The 17976-nt window shown below is 51.7% G+C and carries 12 protein-coding genes; 9 read left to right on the forward strand and 3 right to left on the reverse strand.

Annotation, left to right across the window (positions count from 1 at the left end; all coding sequences use genetic code 11):
- The first annotated feature begins 61 nt into the window (after positions 1–61).
- The 6 genes from CX650_RS13765 to CX650_RS13790 all read left to right on the forward strand — a co-directional run bounded on the left by CX650_RS13765 (position 62) and on the right by CX650_RS13790 (position 9067).
- Entirely contained in the window at positions 62–3118 is a 3057-nt protein-coding gene (locus CX650_RS13765; protein WP_101096128.1) for an EAL domain-containing protein, read from the forward strand.
- A 53-nt stretch (positions 3119–3171) separates the two neighbouring features.
- Positions 3172–4440, forward strand: coding sequence for a DEAD/DEAH box helicase (locus CX650_RS13770; protein WP_101096129.1), 1269 nt, complete (start codon positions 3172–3174; stop codon positions 4438–4440).
- A gap of 98 nt (positions 4441–4538) precedes the next feature.
- Positions 4539–4886 (forward strand): hypothetical protein, encoded by a 348-nt coding sequence (locus CX650_RS13775; RefSeq protein ID WP_101096130.1) that lies wholly within the window; start codon positions 4539–4541, stop codon positions 4884–4886.
- Positions 4887–5005: 119 nt separating this feature from the next.
- Positions 5006–6103 carry a CobW family GTP-binding protein gene (locus CX650_RS13780; protein WP_101096131.1) on the forward strand — a complete coding sequence of 366 codons (1098 nt, stop codon included), beginning with the start codon at positions 5006–5008 and terminating at the stop codon, positions 6101–6103.
- Positions 6104–6278: 175 nt separating this feature from the next.
- The gene (locus tag CX650_RS13785) at positions 6279–7640 is read left to right on the forward strand and encodes an MATE family efflux transporter (RefSeq protein WP_101096132.1); all 1362 of its coding nucleotides are present in this window, start codon (positions 6279–6281) and stop codon (positions 7638–7640) included.
- A gap of 137 nt (positions 7641–7777) precedes the next feature.
- A complete protein-coding gene (locus tag CX650_RS13790; RefSeq protein ID WP_039034798.1) occupies positions 7778–9067 on the forward strand; it encodes an NAD(P)/FAD-dependent oxidoreductase in 1290 nt (429 codons plus the stop codon).
- A 63-nt stretch (positions 9068–9130) separates the two neighbouring features.
- Here the strand turns inward: CX650_RS13790 and CX650_RS13795 are convergent, their stop codons facing one another.
- A complete protein-coding gene (locus CX650_RS13795; protein ID WP_039034755.1) occupies positions 9131–10147 on the reverse strand; it encodes a LacI family DNA-binding transcriptional regulator in 1017 nt (338 codons plus the stop codon).
- Positions 10148–10543: 396 nt separating this feature from the next.
- Here CX650_RS13795 and CX650_RS13800 point away from each other — a divergent pair, with 396 nt between their 5' ends.
- Positions 10544–13177, forward strand: a complete 2634-nt coding sequence (locus CX650_RS13800; protein ID WP_101096133.1) for a TonB-dependent receptor — start codon at positions 10544–10546, stop codon at positions 13175–13177.
- Positions 13178–13581: 404 nt separating this feature from the next.
- Positions 13582–14121, forward strand: coding sequence for an Mpo1 family 2-hydroxy fatty acid dioxygenase (locus CX650_RS13805; RefSeq protein ID WP_071477052.1), 540 nt, complete (start codon positions 13582–13584; stop codon positions 14119–14121).
- 23 nt (positions 14122–14144) lie between these two features.
- Here the strand turns inward: CX650_RS13805 and CX650_RS13810 are convergent, their stop codons facing one another.
- A complete protein-coding gene (locus tag CX650_RS13810) occupies positions 14145–15413 on the reverse strand; it encodes an HlyC/CorC family transporter (protein WP_039034758.1) in 1269 nt (422 codons plus the stop codon).
- 99 nt (positions 15414–15512) lie between these two features.
- Positions 15513–16301 (reverse strand): cytochrome C assembly family protein, encoded by a 789-nt coding sequence (locus CX650_RS13815; RefSeq protein WP_039034759.1) that lies wholly within the window; start codon positions 16299–16301, stop codon positions 15513–15515.
- A 296-nt stretch (positions 16302–16597) separates the two neighbouring features.
- Between CX650_RS13815 and ffh the strand changes: the two genes are divergently transcribed.
- On the forward strand, positions 16598–17971 hold the full coding sequence (gene ffh, locus CX650_RS13820) for a signal recognition particle protein (protein ID WP_039034760.1): 1374 nt from the start codon (positions 16598–16600) through the stop codon (positions 17969–17971).
- Positions 17972–17976 lie beyond the last annotated feature (5 nt).

Genomic DNA, 17976 nt, shown 5'->3' on the forward strand with positions numbered 1-17976 from the left:
AGGTGCTCTGCTACACTAGACCTGTAGATTTCTTCTTTGTTATTCACAGGCTTGGGAATAGATGGAACAGAGCATTTTCCTTCCTTTGGCACAAAATGCCGCTTTTCTGCTGGCATTGGTATTTATTTATGATGCGATTCCCAGACAACAACAACGGGACTATTTCCAGCTGTGGCGCTTGTTAATAGGCGTCATTATCGGTGGTATCTGTATTGCTTTGATGCTCACCCCCTGGAACTATGAACCGGGAATTTTCTTCGATAGTCGCTCTGTACTTTTAAGTATTTCAGGTCTGTTTTTCGGCGGTTTGCCAACCCTGATAGGGTGCAGTATTGCAGCCGCTTTTCGTATTTATCAGGGGGGCGGTGAAGGTGTTTGGATTGGCGTGGGAGTGATTTTCTCCAGTGGTTTGCTTGGTCTACTTTGGCGTAGGCGACGCAAACAGTCGCTCGCCGATATCGGCTACCCGGAGCTGGCCTGTTTTTCCCTGCTGGTGCATTTGGTGATGCTGGCCTGGATGTTGCTGCTGCCCTGGGAAACCGCCAAAGGGGTGCTTGCCAGTATCAGTTTACCTGTACTGACTTTATTCCCACTCACCAATGTGTTGCTTGGGCGCTTGCTGTCGCGGCGGCTGGAGTTTGAGCGCGACAATCGCATTCGGCTGCAGGATGACTTTCTGTTTCGCTCCCAGTTCAATATCGGCAATATAGGGATTTCGATTACTGCGCCGGATCAACATTGGCTCAAGATAAACCCCCATATGAGCAAGATGTTGGGTTATACAGAGCAGGAACTGACGCAATTGACCTGGTCTGAAATGACCCATCCCGATGATTTGCCCGCTGATATGGCGCAATTCAGGCGGATGCTGGACGGTGAAATCGACGAATATGAGATGGAGAAACGTTTTATCTCCAAGGCTGGTCATTATGTTTATACCCATATGACTGTGGCCTGTCAGCGCCATCATCAACAGGTGCAGCTGGTGATAGCCGGCTATATCGATATCACCTCGGCCAAGTTGGCTGAGCAGGCGAGTGCCGCCAGTCGCGAACAGTTGGAACTGGTGTTGCAAAGCGGTCAACTCGGCTTCTGGGATTGGGATCCCATCAAGGATACAGTAGTGCGTAACAAACGCAGCGCCGAGATCCTTGGTTGCTCGCTTGATAACCTCAACGATAACAAACGTCTGTGGCTAGATGGTATTCATCCCAAGGACAGAGACTGGGTGCTGCGTTCTTTGGATGATCATCTGGCCGGAAAAACAAAGCAGCACCAGGTGCAATACCGGCTGATCCGCCCGGATGGAGAGTTGCGTTGGGTACAGGACACCGGCAAGGTGGTTAGCCGTGATGAAAAAGGACGGCCGCTTAGGGTTTGCGGTGTACATGTGGATATTACCGAGCAAAAACAGCAGGAAGCTTCCCTTAAACTGGCGGCGTCCGTCTATGAAAACTCCAGTGAGGCGATGAGTGTGCTGGATGAAGTCGGCACTATTATGACGGTTAACTCGGCATTCAGTGCCATCACGGGATATCAAGCGGAGGATATTCTTGGCAGCAACATAGACATGCTCAAATGTGACGATCATGGAGAAGTGTTCTATCGTGAACTAAGTCAGGCGCTCGGGCATAAGGGGCGTTGGCAGGGCGAAATGTGGCTTCGTTGTTACGATGACCGCAAGATAATGATTTGGCTCAGCATCAATACTATTCATAGCTCAGGCGATACGCCGCTGAGAAGAGTGGCGCTGTTTTCCGACATTACCGACAAAAAGCAGAATGAGCGTCTCATCTGGCGTCAGGCCAACTATGATGCCCTCACGGGCTTGCCAAACCGACGTATGTTCACCGAGCACCTGGGCAATGAAATTCGCAAGGCTGTTCGTCATCAACAGAAATTTGCGCTGCTGTTTCTGGATCTGGATTTTTTCAAGGAAGTTAACGATACCCTGGGCCATGATATGGGCGACCTATTGCTGGTGGAAACCTCAGAGCGACTGCAGGCCTGTGTCCGTGAATCCGATGTGGTGGCCAGGCTTGGTGGCGATGAGTTCACTCTATTGCTCTCGGATGTGCAGGATCATAACGGGGTTGAGCGGGTTGCCAATCATATCCTCAGTAGTCTGGCCGAGCCCTTCAAGTTGGGCGATGAGACCGCCTTTATCAGTGCCAGCATAGGTATTACCCTTTTCCCAGATGATGGACAAACGGCTGAATTGTTACTTAAACATGCGGATCAGGCTATGTACGCCGCCAAAGATCAAGGCCGTAACCGCTTCAACTATTTTACCGCCTCAATGCAGGAATACGCCAGATACAGGATGCGGCTTATTCAGGATTTACGTCAGGCTCTTGAACGAAATGAATTCGAACTCAGGTTCCAACCTATAGTCGAGCTGGACAGCGGTCGGGTATTCAAGGCCGAAGCCTTGCTGCGTTGGAATCACAGTGAGCGCGGCAGTGTCTCGCCGGCAGAGTTTATCCCTATTGCAGAAGACACTGGGTTGATTTTCGATATCGGCAACTGGGTGTTTGAACAGGCGGCGCGTCAGAGTGCCGCCTGGCGCAAGGCCTATGGCCGCGAGGTGCAGATTAGTATCAATAAGTCGCCAATCCAGTTTCGCGACGAGGGTAACCGTTTTGCCGAGTGGCTGGAGCTGTTGGCAAGTCTTGAGGTGTCCGGCTCCGGGATCTGTATAGAGATAACTGAGGGGTTGTTGCTGGATGCCAAAATGGGGGTCAGTGATAAGCTGTTGGCCTACCGGGATGCCGGCATTCAGGTGTCGTTGGATGACTTTGGTACCGGCTATTCTTCCTTGGCGTATCTGAAGCGGTTTGATATCGACTATCTCAAGATAGATCAATCGTTTACACGTAATTTGGAAACAGATGAGAGCGATTTGACTCTCTGTGAAGCCATCATAGTGATGGCGCACAAACTGGGGATGAAGGTAATAGCCGAAGGAGTTGAGACTGCCGGTCAGGCCGAGATCTTGACTCGTATAGGTTGTGACTATGCTCAGGGGTATCTGTATTCCCAGGCATTGGATATCGAAGGCTTTGAACAAAAATATCTTGGTAAGCATCAGGTCATCGGCAGTGGAAAAGTCAGCTGATAACTTGTGTTTGCGCTATACTCGCCGGCCTTTTTATGTTTCAGGTGTTGAAGATGCAGTTTTCTGAAACCCAGCTGCCGGGAGCGCTGCTCGAAGCCGTTGCCCAGTGCGGCTATCGTGAGCTGACGGCGGTGCAGCAGCAGGTGTTGCCGGCGGCATTGGCCGGGCGGGATATTATGGCTTCGGCCCAGACAGGTACAGGCAAAACCGCGGCCTTTGGTTTGCCGTTGTTGGCCGCCTTGATTGATGAGTGGCAGCAACTGGGGCTCGCTGAGCCTGAGTATGGCGCCGCGCCTAGAGTGCTTATCCTGACACCAACCCGCGAGCTGGCACAGCAGGTGGCAACTCAGTTGGATAAATATGCCGTCCATACGCCATTTCGCATTCTGGCCATTTTCGGCGGCGCCAACTTCAACCCTCAACGTAAGGCGATAGCGGCCGGTATTGAAGTGCTGGTGGCGACGCCGGGGCGGTTGTTCGATCACCTTAGCCAAGATCATCTCAGGCTGGATAAGGTTAAGACCCTGGTGTTGGATGAGGCGGACCGCATGTTGGACCTGGGGTTCTTACCGGATATTGAGCGTCTGGGGCGCTATCTGCCAGCCGGGCATCAGACCATGTTGTTTTCGGCGACCTTCCCCGAGGAGGTCAAGCGCCTCGGGCATAAGTTGCTTGATAAGCCAGAATGGTTTGAAGTGGATAAAGAGCGCCGAACTCAGGTGCAGATCCTGCAAAAGGTGTATCCGGTAGACTATCGCCGTAAAGCCGAGTTGCTTGCCGAGCTTATTGGCCGCAATAACTGGCAACAGGTGTTGGCTTTTGTCAGTACCAAGGAGAGCGCCGAGCAGTTGCAGCAAGAGCTGAAACTCGACGGCATCAAGAGCGCCTGCTTTCACGGTGACAAGACTCAGGGCGCCCGCAGCCGTGCTCTGGCGCAGTTCATCGATGGTGAGATTCGGGTATTGGTAGCAACCGATGTCGCGGCCCGAGGCCTGGATATTCCGGCCTTGCCAAGGGTTATCAATCTCGAGCTGCCATCCCAGGCTGATGACTATATTCATCGCATCGGCCGTACCGGCAGAGCCGGGCGCAGCGGCGAAGCCATCTCTTTGGTGAGCCCGGCCGAAGAGCAAAAATTGGCTGAAATAGAAGCCTTGCTCGGTTACAAGCTGCCAAGAGAAGTACTGCCGGGTTACGAGAAGGGAGCGCCGTTGCCGGAGCGTTATTTACAGCCTATAGATAAGCCCCGACATGCCAAGACTCACAGGGGCCATAAACCCGGTCGCAAGGGCCAGGCTCCGAAAGGGCCGAGGCGCAGATAGATTAAAGAAGCCTGCTATACTCAATGCGTTGCCTCAATAAGCCGTCGGCAGCGCAGCCCCCTTAGCTTAAGGAATAGTAAAGGTATCAGGAGATGAGTATGTGGCGAAAATTAGTGATCTTGTTGTGGTTGAGTATGCTTGTGGCTTGTAGTTCTACCCCCAAAGATTGGTCCGGTATGAGTTCAACCGAGATAGCCTCCTGGAAAGAGGCCGGTTTTGACTCCCGAAGCGCCCAGCAGTGGCATGTTGCCGGTTTCGATGCCTCAAGCGCAGGCGCCTGGCAGGATGCAGGCTTTAAACTCCAAGATGCCAAAGAGTGGCACTTGCAGAGTTTCTCTGCGGCCGAGGCCAAGGGCTGGCGCGCCGGTGGCTTTGACTTGGACGATGCCATTGAGAACCGTGCCAAAGGGCTGACACCGATAGTGGATCACGAACTCAAGCCTTAAGGTTTACAGAAATGGGCGCTATTTGCGCCCATTTTGCATCTGTTTACAATTTCCAGCTAACTCTTTCCCTGCTTGGGTTACACTCTGTTGCCTCAATGCTGTAAGGAATGGAGTCACAGATGATCCTTAAACCCGTCGCCACAAATCTGATAACCGGCTTTCTCGGCTCAGGCAAAACTACCTTTATCAAAGCGCTGCTGGCCAATAAGCCCGCTGGCGAGACCTGGGCGGTATTGGTCAATGAGTTCGGTGAAATAGGAATAGATGCCGGTCTGATGGGGCAGAGTGACTCAGGCGTTGTGATACGAGAAGTACCCGGTGGCTGTTTGTGTTGCGCCGCCGGGGTGCCGACTCAAGTGGCAGTGACCCAGCTGCTGGCCCGGGCCAAACCCGACAGATTGCTGATAGAGCCTACCGGCCTTGGACATCCCAAAGAGATTTTGAAAACCCTAAGCTCGAAACAGTTTGCCGAAGTGCTCAGCCTCAAGGCCAGTATCTGTCTGTTTGACCCGCGCAAACTCAGTGACAAGCGTTATACCGAACATGAGAACTTTCTCTCCCAGCTGCAGATAGCCGATATCCTGATGGCCGGCAAGCAGGACCTCTGGCAACACCAAGCGCCAATGGCTCTGCCTGGGGATAGGCCGCAAAGTGATCCGGGGAGTGAGCAGCTAAGTGAACAGATAGCCGCCTTTATTGCCGCTCAGCAACTGGAAGGGGAGCTGTTTTACTGGTCCAAAGAGCAAAAGCTCAGCGATGAATTGTTGCGAGCGCTGGCTCAGCCGGCAAAGGCCAATTTGAACGTTAAAGCCACACCCATAGGCGCCGGGCTGCTGCGGCAAAATGCCGGTGTGTTTGCCATCAAACCACTTGATGCCGACTCACAAAGCCCCGAAGCACCCGAGTGGGACGCTCGCGGCATAGTGTTCAAGAGTAATAAAGGCGAGGGCTGTTACAGCTATGGCTGGATCTTTACTCCGGATTGGCTGTTCGATCTCGAGCGCCTCTATCGCTGGGCCAAGGCACTCGATGTGGTGCGGCTAAAAGCTGTGATGATCACCAAAGACGGCATAGCGGCACTCAATATGCTCGACGGTGAATTGAGTGTTGAAGAGCTCGATGATGTCATGGATTCCAGGCTGGAAATCATCAGTCGCGCCCCCTTGCAGCCTGAGTCTTTGGAGCAGCAACTGCTTGCCATCAAAGTCGCCGAATGATGGCCTATTTAAGGTAGTGGCATCCTGGCGGATAACTCGGGTACAATCCGCCATTCACTTTTCTAAGGTGATTGATTTCGGAGCGCTAATTTGAAAAGAGGCCGAGTAGGTGCCTCTTAATATGGCCTCTGATATCGAACTTATGGTTTAACACCTTCGATGTTGAGAAAGCGTCATGACCCAAAACAGCGTCTCCCAGACTGAGCAGGATCTCGCCTTACTGCAGCAGCCGGTCAGTAAACTCTTTTGGCGTTACACTGTCCCCACTGTGATGTCCATGTTGGTGACCGGAATTTACGTCACAGTAGATGGGATGTTTATCGGCCATTACCTGGGAGAAACAGGTCTTGCGGGTATTATGCTGGCTTACCCTGTGGGCGCCATTCTCTATGCGATCGGTGCGCTTTTAGGTATGGGGGGCGCCGCGCTTATCTCCATCAACCTTGGTCGTGGTGACGTCGCCAGGGCCAGAAAAATTCTCGGCAACACCTTTAGTCTTTGCCTGTTGAGTGCGCTGGTGGTGTCGCTTGCCGGAACCATGTTGACCGACGATATTCTACGCTGGCTGAAAGCCGAAGGTGAGGTCTATGAAGGTGCCTACCAATACCTGTTCTGGTACTTTGCCTTAGGTATTTTCCCCATTATCTCCATGGCCTTCTCGGCGCTTTTGCGTAATGACGGTCGCCCCAGTTTCGTCACCTGGATCCTGGTATTTGGAGGTGTGCTCAACACTCTGCTGGATTGGCTGTTTATTGTGGTCTTTCCCTTTGGCCTTGCCGGCGCCGCCATTGCTACCATGTTGTCCCAGGCGGTCACCGGCGGCCTGTGTCTGCAACATTTCTTTGGCAAGCGCACCCGGCTTAATATCGACTGGCAGCAGATGAAGCTGAGCCTGGAGCTGGTTTGGGAAATCGTTAAGTTGGGGATGCCCAGTTTCCTGATGAATCTCTACCTGTCGATTGTCTTGACCATGCATAACATGGCGCTGCTGTGGACCGGCACTTCGCTGCATGTGGCCGCCTATGGCGTGGTGAGTTATACCGAGGCCCTGTTCTATTTTGTGTTTGAAGGCATAGCCCTCGGCACACAACCCATTCTCAGCTTCAATGCCGGTGCCGGTCAATATGACAGGGTCAAGCAGACTGCCAAAATGGCATTTTCCGTTACCTTAATCTGCGCCTTGCTGGGATTGGTGCTTATCTACAGCCGCCCGGAATGGATGGTGTATCTGTTTGCCGGTGACAACCCGACCCTGGCCCCGGTTGCCATTGAAGGCATGTATCTCTATTTCTGGGGCTTACCGATGGAAGGTTTGATTTTGGTGGGCGCCAGTTTCTTCCAGGCCATCAATCGTCCGGCCGAGGCCTCGATACTTACGGGCAGCAAGTTGCTGCTGATAGGCCTGTTCCTCTGGGTGTTTGCCTGGGCCTTTGGGGTGCCGGGCGTGTGGATCTCCTTGGCGTCCTGCAGCAGCCTATTGTGCCTGTGGATGTTCTACAGCTTAAAGCGCACCAAGGTGGCATTACACCAACCTTGAGGGACAGGAAATGATGGCAAATATTTACCTGCATCAGTGATATATAAAGAAATATTAATTTAGAACTCGGGTTATTTTTGAGCGGGATCATGTTATAAAAGACTATCTTGCATTAGTTCATACTCTTGGGGGAATTTGTGACCAGTAAGCGGATTTTAATTGTGGGCGGCGGCGCCGGAGGATTGGCGCTGGCATCCAAGCTGGGACGCAAATTGGGCCTGAAGGAAGAGGCTGAAATAACCCTGATAGATAAGAGTCCGGTACATATCTGGAAGCCCAAACTGCACGAAGTGGCCGTTGGGGTGATAGATCAATCAGTAGAAGGCTTGCTGTATCGCGACCATGGCCTGAAAAATGGCTATCGTTTTCTGCGCGGTGAAATGCTGCAATGCGATCCTGAGGCCAAGACTATCACTCTGGCGGGTGTCAGTAATGATGACGGCGAGCAGATTATCGCCGAGCGTGATTTACCCTATGATTATTTGGTGATCGCCATCGGCGGGGTGGCCAACAGCTTCAACACCCCGGGTGCCAAAGAGCACTGTATCTTCCTCGACAGCCTCGACAGCGCCAATCAATTTCACCACAAGTTGCTGGACAACCTGTTGCTGCTGGATGAAACCAGTGAAAAGCTCAGTATCGGCATAGTGGGCGCCGGCGCGACCGGAGTTGAGCTGGCCGCTGAGTTGCATCATGTGCTGGACTCGGTCAAAGAATACGGTTACCTCAATGTCGACAAGCATCATCTGGAAATTCACCTGATTGAGGCGGCGCCCAAGATATTGCCGGCATTGCCGGACAAGGTGAGTTCCAGAGCCCAGTCTGTGCTGGATCATATCGGGGTTCGCTTGCATATTGGGGTGCAGGTCAAAGAGGTGACCAAGCAGGGGTTTGTGACCCAGGAAGATGTGCTGATCCCTGCCGGACTCAAGGTGTGGGCGGCCGGCGTCAAGGGGCCGGATGTACTGCAACAGTTTGATAAGTTGCCGGTCAATAACCGTAATCTCATCGAGGTCGATGCCTGTATGCGGGTCAAGGGCCACAAGGATATCTACGCCTTGGGCGACTGCGCCTTTTTGGTGCAGGACAACGGCAAGCCTGTGCCTCCTCGGGCCCAAGCCGCATCGCAGATGGCGGAAACCCTGTATAAAAATATTCTCAACCGCTTGAAGGGCAAGGCCGAAAATCCTTTTGTCTACCGCGACTATGGTTCATTGGTGTCACTGAGCCGTTTCTCGGCGGTGGGCAATCTGATGGGTAACCTGAGATCCGGCTCCCTGTTTATTGAGGGTTATGTGGCGCGGATGATGTACATGTCCCTGTATCAACGTCATTTAGCGAGTTTGTACGGTTGGTTTTCGGCGTTGGTGTATCGTCTGGCGCAGCGGCTGCTGAAGTGGCACAGGCCCAAACTCAAGCTGCACTGATAAAGTGATTTTGAATCTTATCCTAAAGGCGCTCTGTAGAGCGCCTTTTTAGTGGCTGGAATTTCAGCTTGCTTGCACCCTGGCGCTCGAGTCTCTGATAACCGGCTCTGGGGTAAAGATTTCACTGCAAACGCTCTGTTCACGGCGATTGGCAATCAACAGTTCGGTAGCTATCTGGGCAATCTTGCCGTTGGGCTGATGCACTGTGGTCAACTTGGGCCAGGTTTGGCGTGAGAAGGGGCTGTCCTCAAAGCCGACAATCGAGAGCTCGGTGGGAATATCCACCCCTTCCAGCCTGGCGGCAAACAGGGCACCGGCGGCGATTTCGTCGTTACAGGCTACTATGGCGCTGGGCCGGTTAGCCTTTTTGAGTAGCTTTTTGGCACCTTCAACTCCGGATTCAAACGAGTATTCACCCTCGACAATCAGCTCGGGAGATTCGTCCAGGCCGTTGTCCCTCAAGGCCTGACGATAACCTTCGAGACGCTCTTTGGTTGATTGGTGCTGATAGTCGCCGCTGAGAAAGGCGATTTGCCTATGTCCGAGATCGATAAGATGTTGGGTAATGGCCACGGCGCCGGATCTGTCGTTAACCAGTACCGCCAGCCCGGTATCGGCCAGCACTCTGTCACCGGCCATGATGCGAACATAGTTGGCGCCTATGGCATCCAGGGCGGAAAGTACCTTGGGATCTTCCGACAGCGGCGGCGTCAGTACCAGTCCGGCCAGGCGGGCATGTTTCACCATGGTGGTCAGCTGTTCACAAATACCATCGGCCTTGGCATCACAGGGATGGATCAGCAGCTCATAGCCCTTGTCCCGACAGGCGGAGAGAATACCGTTCTGCATATCGATAATGTAGTAGGCGTTGGGGTTGTCATAGACGAAGCCTATGACATAGGAACTGGTGGCAGCCAGGTTGCGGGCAGCTAAATTGGGCTGGTAATTCAACGCTTTGATTGCAGCATTGACCTTGTCGATAGTGGCCTGTTTAACCGAAGGCTCATTATTGGTGACCCGGGATACTGTCTTGATGGAAACGCCGGCATATTTAGCCACGTCATTGATGGTTACTTTCATTCAACTTAGTCCGAGATATCAGGCGAATACTCACAGCCAGCAGGGGCCGGAAGCGGCATGGCCGCTGTCGAGCATCTTATACTGCTGACTTTTAATCAGTTTGGCAACGCAGAATTTAGCCATGATTTAGTCTGGGACTTAATTTGTTTCCCGCTACAGTTGACATGCTTGGTTGTATAAAACGCTGCCAGAACAGTTTTTGACCAGCTTAAAAATCTGTTTTACCCCACTAACACAGCAATATGACAGTTTTTGTTTGCTTTGCAGTTATTTTGTTGTGGCAAGGCTGTTAATTATTGTGTAATGTTTGTTCCTGGACATGACAGCGTTGTCATTCCCTTGGAGGGAATGGTTATGGCAACAAAAAAGATAATAAAGTGATGGAAGGGAAACGAGATGAAAACATCTACCTTTAAGAAAACTGCCCTCGCTGCAAATATCGCTATCCTTCTTGGGGGAGCGGTATCTGTTGGCGCGCTGGCTGCCGAGGCAGCAGATAACAACAGCAACGAAACTGCCAATATTGAAAAAATTGAAGTCCGCGGCATGCGTGCCTCGATGAAGGCTTCGGTGAATACCAAGCGTTTTTCTGATGCCGTAGTCGATGCGGTAACTTCAGAAGATATTGGTAAATTCCCCGACAGTGATGTGGGTGAGTCTCTGGGACGTATTCCAGGGGTCGCCGTTAACCGCCAGTTCGGTCAGGGGCAACAGGTTTCTATCCGCGGCGCCTCGGCGCAGCTGACCAGTACCCAGCTCAATGGTCACTCTGTGGCTTCTACCGGTTGGTTCGATCAGCAGGCCATCGACCGCAGTTTCAATTACACCTTGCTGCCACCCGAGATGGTGGGCTCGATTGAAGTCTACAAATCGTCCCAGGCCGATATTGCCGAAGGGGGCATAGGCGGCACTGTTATCATCAACACCCGCAAACCGCTGGATTTGGATGCCAACTCGGTGTTCCTGAGTGCCAAAGGGGATTATGGTAGCGTCTCGGAAGAGATAGATCCTGAAGCCTCCGGCCTCTACAGCTGGAAAAATGAAGATGAGAACTTCGGTGTGTTGCTGGCAGGTTCCTGGAGCCAGACGGACTATCAGCGTAATGGTATCGAAACCCTGCTTGGCTGGGGGGAGATAGTGCCAACCACTTTCCAACAGGATCGTGAGCGCACCGCAATCAACCTGGTGTTGCAGTATCGTCCTACCGACAGACTGGAACTGGGGCTCAACTACATGAATCTGGAGTTGGACGCCAACAACGCCAACACCTCCATCTTCCTGTTCCCCACACAACGAGGCGAATACACCTGTGAACAGGTCAATGCCGCCGGTGTTTGTACCAAGATAAACCACAGCGATCAAGGCGGTTTTGCCTGGGCACAAACCTGGGCCCGTAAGGCGAGCATGAGCTCGGATACAGTGGATTTCAATTTCAACTATGAAGCGGATAATTTCACAATTGAAGGTCGCATTGGTCGCACCGAAGCCGAAGGTGGTACCGACTTGACTGCCAACTATGGTAACTCAATCGGTGTCCCGGCTGACTTTGCCGGTATTTATGATGCCACCGGCGATAAGATCAATATCGATATCGCCAACAAGTATTTTGAGGCCGGTGACTTTAACGACCCATTGGCCACTGCCGGCTGGGCGCTGAAGAAGCAGCCCAACACGGATGAAGAAACCTTCGCTCAGTTGGACTTCAACTTCCCGGTTGCCTGGGGCGCTATCAGTGCCATCAAGACAGGTGTGAGTTATGCCGATCATGAAGTCACCCAGATGACAGATAAGGCGATAGTCAATGATGCCAAGGTTCTGACCAAAGATGCTTCTGCCTACTACAATGGCACCATGTCATCCGGCGCCGGTTTCACTCTGCCTGAACCGATATTTGATGCCATGATTGCCGATGCCTATGCCGCCATCGATGGCTTTACTATCGACAAATCCGGTTATGGCACCATCCAGGAGGAGAACCTGGCCCTGTACGCCATGGCTACTTTTGCCGGGGAAGGATTCCGCGGTAACTTCGGTTTCCGTTATATCTCGACCGATATTGAGTCCGACTATTATGCGCTCAACAAACAGGGGCAGTTTGCCGATGACCTGAGCACAGACAAGTCCAGCTATAACGACGTATTGCCGAGCGTTAACATCGCCTTCGACTTGAGCGAGGATGTGATACTGCGCGCCTCTGCCGCTCAGGTGATCTCTCGCCCCAACTACGCCGAACTGTTTGCTACCTCGACCCTGCCGGGTTACAACGATGGCACACCTTATAATGAAAAACTGGTGCGTGGCAGTGTGGCGCTGGATCCATTCAAGGCGACTCAGGCCGACTTGAGTCTGGAGTGGTATTTCAGTGATTCGGGCCTGTTTGCCGCCACTTACTTTATCAAGGATGTCAGCTCCTTTATCACCACCAAACAGAAGCTGAATCAGCAGATAGGTATTGAAGATCCCAACCTGGTAACCGAAGGTAAAAGTTCTTGTGGCGTAGGTATCTATGACTGCTGGACTGTAAGTGAGAAGTACAATGCCGACGGCGGCAGCATAGATGGTATCGAGCTGCAGCTGCAGGACTCCTTCGACAACGGTTTGGGTTACTCGGTGAACTATACCTTTGCCGATGCATCCTCTCCGGCAGAAAACTATCCTGACCGTGTGGGCGTGTTCTCTGACTCATCCAAGCATACGGTCAACCTGGTAGGTTACTATGAGATGGACGACTTCAGCGCTCGTCTGGCCTATAACTGGCGCTCTGAGTATATGATGCGCGAGCTGCCTGGCTTCTATGGTAACCGTCAGCACGAGTCTTACGGGACCTTGGACCTCAGTGCCAGCTACTCGGTAACCGACTATTTGGATATCACTTTTGAAGCGGTCAACATCACCGAAGAAGACAGCATACAGACGGGTGTTTCCCCAATTAGTGCAGAGGATGTGATCAGCGAATTCAAGGCCGATTACCCAGTGTGGAGCTTTGAAGGCGAAGCCAGATATAAAGTAGGCGTAGCCCTGCGCTTCTAAGTACAGCTCTTTATCTTCAATACCAAAGCCGACCTTAGGGTCGGCTTTTTACTCTTTATTGTTCAAGGTTTTCATCCTGCCATTTTGCGGCGTCAGGATGAGCTATCTCTGATGACAGAGGAGTGACTGATTTGGTTAATGATAGTGACGATGGATTATGGTTTCAGAGTTAAAGCAGACAAAGTTACTTGGATAGCTTTGTGCAAGTTGTTCAATGATGGGGAGTCATTGTCACCTAGGAGGTGTTGCGTTAATCTCAAACCATTAATTGGCCTTAATTGTCTTTGATAATTGGTGGCTCAAACATAAGTAAGCATTTGCCATGAGCACTGTGGCACATTACCCAGGCACTCGAGGTCCCTGCTCGGCGGGAGGAGAATAATAACAAAACCAAGGAGAGCATTATGAAGTCGGCTGTTGAACAGTTGTCCACTTACAAGAGTGTGCATCTTAACCCCACCAATATCAAAAGCCATTTTATTGGTATCCCTTTGATTATCTGGTCAGTATTTTTAATGCTGTCACTGTGGCGTCTGCCTTTTGCTGACGGTACGTTCAGTATAGCCATGCTACTGGCTGTCCTGGTCATGGCCTATTACATCAAGTTGCATTGGCGTTTGGCGCTGGGACTGGCGCTGTTTATTCTGCCGGTTATTCTGACAACCGAATGGCTCTATACTCAAGGCTATGCCAGTATCTGGTTGGGCATAACAGTTTTTGTTATAGGTTGGATATTCCAGTTTATAGGTCACAAGTATGAAAAGGCCAAACCTGCTTTTATTGATGATCTCAACCAACTGCTTATTGGCCCGTTTTTCCTGATGGCCGAAGTGTTTTTTATGCTGGGACTGGAAGATGAGTTGGATCGCACTATTACCGCGATCGCTCGGGACAAACGTCGGGCACTGGAAGCGGCCAAAAGGGCAGCCAAAACTGCCCAATGACTCAGTTCAAAGCAAGTTGAGTTTCAGGATGGACGATAAAATTGCGGCATGATCCGTACCGTTTTGATCATGTTGTCGGCCACTTCTACCACTTCCATAGGGTAACCTGCGAGTCTCAGGCTAGTGTTGGCCTGGGGGATCTCTTCCAGATATTCCAGGATCAAACCATTGAGGGTCTTGGGGCCGTCGGTTGGGAAGTCCCACTCCATCTCTTTGTTGAGGTCGCGGATGTTGATGGTGGCATCGATCAGGAAGCTGCCATCCTGCTGCGGGGTAATATCTTCGCTGGGAGTGGTGATCATGGAAGTGGTAAAGTCGCCGACGATTTCTTCAAGAATATCTTCCAGCGTCACCAATCCTTGAATATCCCCGTATTCATCTACCACCAGGCCGATGCGTTCCTTGTTGTGCTGGAAGTTGGCCAATTGCACGTTGAGCGGCGTGCCTTCGGGAATAAAGTACAGCTCTTTTACAGCCCTAAGCAGGGAAGATTTACTGAACTGTTCCTTGGATTGCAGTCTTAACGCATCACGCAGATGCACAAAACCTACGGCATCATCTATGTTGTCACGATACAGGAGTACCCGGGTATGCGGGCTCTGAATAACCTGTTTGTTGATGCTTTTGAAGTCATCATTGACATTGATGGCGTAGAGTTCAGAGCGGGGCACCATGATGTCTTCCACAGTGACCTTCTCCAGATCCAGAATTGACAACAACATTTCCTGGTGGCGTCTGGGGATAAGGGCTCCTGCTTCATGAACAACAGTGCGGAGTTCCTCCTGGCTCAGGGCATCATCGGCACGTATGGTGCGGATCCCCATTAGTCTGAGTATGAAAGACGTGATGATGTTGACGCTTTTGACCAGAGGCAAAAACAGCCATAACAACCACTTGAGTATCAGGCTTGATGGGAAGGCGATGCGTTCTGGATGCAGTGCAGCCACAGTCTTGGGCGTCACTTCGGCAAACACTAATACCACGAGTGTCAGTACCCCGGTGGCGATGGCTAATCCCAAGTCGCCCCAGAGTCGGATACCCAGAATCGTGGCGATTGAGGAGGCGAGAATATTAACCAGGTTATTGCCTATGAGGATCAGGCCTATGAGTTTGTCGGGACGGTCGAGTAGTTTGATGGCGCGTTTGGCACCTTTGTGGCCATTATTGGCCAGATGACGCAACCGGTAGCGGTTTAGGGTCATCATGGCGGTTTCCGAACCGGAAAAATACGCCGAAATCAGGATTAACAGCAGGAGAATTATCAGGAGTATGCCGGTCGATATATCGTCCAAAAAGGGGCCCCGTCAGGAATAGCGAAAGTTAGTAAATACTGGCAATTGGATGGAGTGTCAAGTCAGGCAAAGGTCTAGCCCTGCCTGACTTAATTCAGATTAGCTCAGGATAAGTTCTTTGACGATGCGGGCGCCAAAGTAAGCCAGAGAGAGCAGGCTGGCACCGGTCAGACTGTAGATCACTGCCGTGCGGATACGGCAACCCACGGTATATTGCTGCCACAGCATAGCGATATAGACGAACCAGGCCAGAATGGAAAGTACCGCCTTGTGACCCTTGCCATCGGCAAACATATCATCAAGGAAAATAAAGCCGGTGGCCAGCGACAGACTCAGCAGAATCACCCCTATGATGATCAGATGATACAGCTGCTTCTCTACCGTCATCAGTGGCGGAAGCGCGGGGTTCAAAATCAGTTGCTTTTTCTTTAGCTTATTTTGGATTACAGCCAGTTGTATGGCGTAAAGCGCTGCTATCATCAAGGCACTGTAGGCCATCAGTGACAATACCACGTGGACCAATACTTCAGGGTGCACTTCAAAATGAGTGATGTACTTAGGTGGCAAAAGCCATAACAGGGATACGGATATCACGGAGCAGGCGTACACCACAGGTACCAGCACAATGACCTTGATACGTGAAAGTACCAAGGTAAAGGCCAGGGCGATAATCCAGTTCACCATGGATATTACATTGGTCAGACTGAAATTCTGGCCATCGACAGTAAAGATTGCCTGGTACAAGGCTGCAGCGTGCAGTATCACACCCAAAGCGGCAAAACCGGCAACGGTGCGGCGGTTGGGCCCCTCGGCGTGAAACAAGCGGCTTGTCACTAATATCAGCGCTATGCTGTAGAAAAACATCGCGGCAGCAGAGAGAATGACCATCTGGGATTAACCTATCCTTATGTGTAATTGGCCTCTGTGGGCAGCTTTAGAAAACTTGCAGGTATTAGAATAACATGAGCCACCGGTAATTGGGCAGTGACCCAGACGACAAAATTACTCAGTGCCCAGTAGATTAGTGCGTAATAAAGGGTAATTGGTTCCCGTCAAAAACATTCATTTGTACCTTGATAAGCGTCTATTTAACCCCATGTTGAGAACAGGGCTGCATTAATACTCCGGCTATAGTTATAATATGCCCCATCATTTTACATTCATAAACGGTATAGAACTGGACGATGTTTGAGAATCTCACCGACAGATTGTCCCGCACCCTGAAAAATATCAGTGGTCGGGGTCGCTTGACTGAAGAGAACGTGAAGGACACCCTGCGCGAAGTTCGTATGGCACTGCTGGAGGCCGATGTGGCTCTGCCTGTGGTGCGGGAATTTGTCAGCAGCGTCAAAGAACGTGCCGTTGGCCAGGAAGTGGCTAAGAGCCTGACCCCTGGGCAGGTATTTGTCAAAATCGTTCAGAGTGAACTGGAAAAAGCCATGGGGGAGGCCAACGAGGCTCTCAATCTGGCCGCTCAGCCACCTGCTGTATTGATGATGGCAGGACTGCAGGGCGCGGGTAAAACCACCAGTGTTGCCAAGCTGGGTAAGTTCCTGCGAACCAGACAGAAGAAGTCTGTGCTTGTGGTCAGTGCCGACGTATACCGTCCGGCGGCGATCAAGCAGCTGGAAACCCTGGCCAATGAAGTCGAAGTCGAATTTTTCCCATCGGACGTCAGCCAAAAGCCGGTGGATATCGCCAATGCCGCCATCGCTTACGCCAAGCGTAAGTTTATTGATGTAGTCATTCTGGATACCGCCGGTCGCCTGCATGTGGACGAGGCGATGATGGATGAAATCAAGGCGTTGCACGCCGCGGTCAAGCCGGTTGAAACCCTGTTTGTGGTTGACGCCATGACAGGTCAGGATGCGGCCAATACTGCCAAGGCCTTTAATGAAGCGCTGCCGCTGACCGGGGTGATCCTCACCAAGGTGGATGGTGATGCCAGAGGCGGTGCCGCCCTGTCCATTCGTCACATCACAGGTAAACCGATTAAGTTCCTGGGTGTGGGTGAAAAAACTGATGCGCTCGAGCCTTTCCATCCAGACCGGGTAGCTTCCCGTATTCTGGGAATGGGTGACGTGTTGTCGCTCATCGAAGAAGTTGAGCGCGGTGTCGATAAGGAAAAAGCCCTTAAGCTGGCTTCTAAAGTGAAGTCAGGCGGCAGTTTTGACCTGGAAGACTTCCGTGAGCAGCTGCAGCAGATGAAGAATATGGGCGGCATGATGGGGATGCTGGAAAAACTACCCGGCGTTGGTCAACTGCCTCCCGATGCTTTGGCGCAGGTGCAAAACGGTAAGCTCACAGGTCAAATGGAAGCTATTATTAACTCCATGACGCCAAATGAACGTAAGCGTCCGGATATGATCAAAGGCTCACGAAAACGCCGCATAGCTGCCGGTTCAGGCACTCAAATTCAAGATGTAAACCGCTTGCTGAAGCAGTTTACCCAGATGCAGAAAATGATGAAGAAAATGTCTGCCAAAGGCGGCATGCATAAGATGATGCGCGGCCTGGGAGGCATGCTGCCTCCGGGAATGAAGTTCCCTGGTCGCTGATACAG

Origin of the sequence: Shewanella indica (assembly GCF_002836975.1) — a bacterium.
Classification (GTDB): Bacteria; Pseudomonadota; Gammaproteobacteria; order Enterobacterales; family Shewanellaceae; genus Shewanella; species Shewanella indica.

Bases quoted from the DNA above. Each gene is read 5' to 3' on its own strand.
- CX650_RS13765 (WP_101096128.1), top strand. From the start codon at position 62: ATGGAACAGAGCATTTTCCTTCCTTTGGCACAAAATGCCGCTTTTCTG.
- CX650_RS13770 (WP_101096129.1), top strand. From the start codon at position 3,172: ATGCAGTTTTCTGAAACCCAGCTGCCGGGAGCGCTGCTCGAAGCCGTT.
- CX650_RS13775 (WP_101096130.1), top strand. From the start codon at position 4,539: ATGTGGCGAAAATTAGTGATCTTGTTGTGGTTGAGTATGCTTGTGGCT.
- CX650_RS13780 (WP_101096131.1), top strand. From the start codon at position 5,006: ATGATCCTTAAACCCGTCGCCACAAATCTGATAACCGGCTTTCTCGGC.
- CX650_RS13785 (WP_101096132.1), top strand. From the start codon at position 6,279: ATGACCCAAAACAGCGTCTCCCAGACTGAGCAGGATCTCGCCTTACTG.
- CX650_RS13795 (WP_039034755.1), bottom strand. From the start codon at position 10,147: ATGAAAGTAACCATCAATGACGTGGCTAAATATGCCGGCGTTTCCATC.
- CX650_RS13800 (WP_101096133.1), top strand. From the start codon at position 10,544: ATGAAAACATCTACCTTTAAGAAAACTGCCCTCGCTGCAAATATCGCT.
- CX650_RS13805 (WP_071477052.1), top strand. From the start codon at position 13,582: ATGAAGTCGGCTGTTGAACAGTTGTCCACTTACAAGAGTGTGCATCTT.
- CX650_RS13815 (WP_039034759.1), bottom strand. From the start codon at position 16,301: ATGGTCATTCTCTCTGCTGCCGCGATGTTTTTCTACAGCATAGCGCTG.
- ffh (WP_039034760.1), top strand. From the start codon at position 16,598: ATGTTTGAGAATCTCACCGACAGATTGTCCCGCACCCTGAAAAATATC.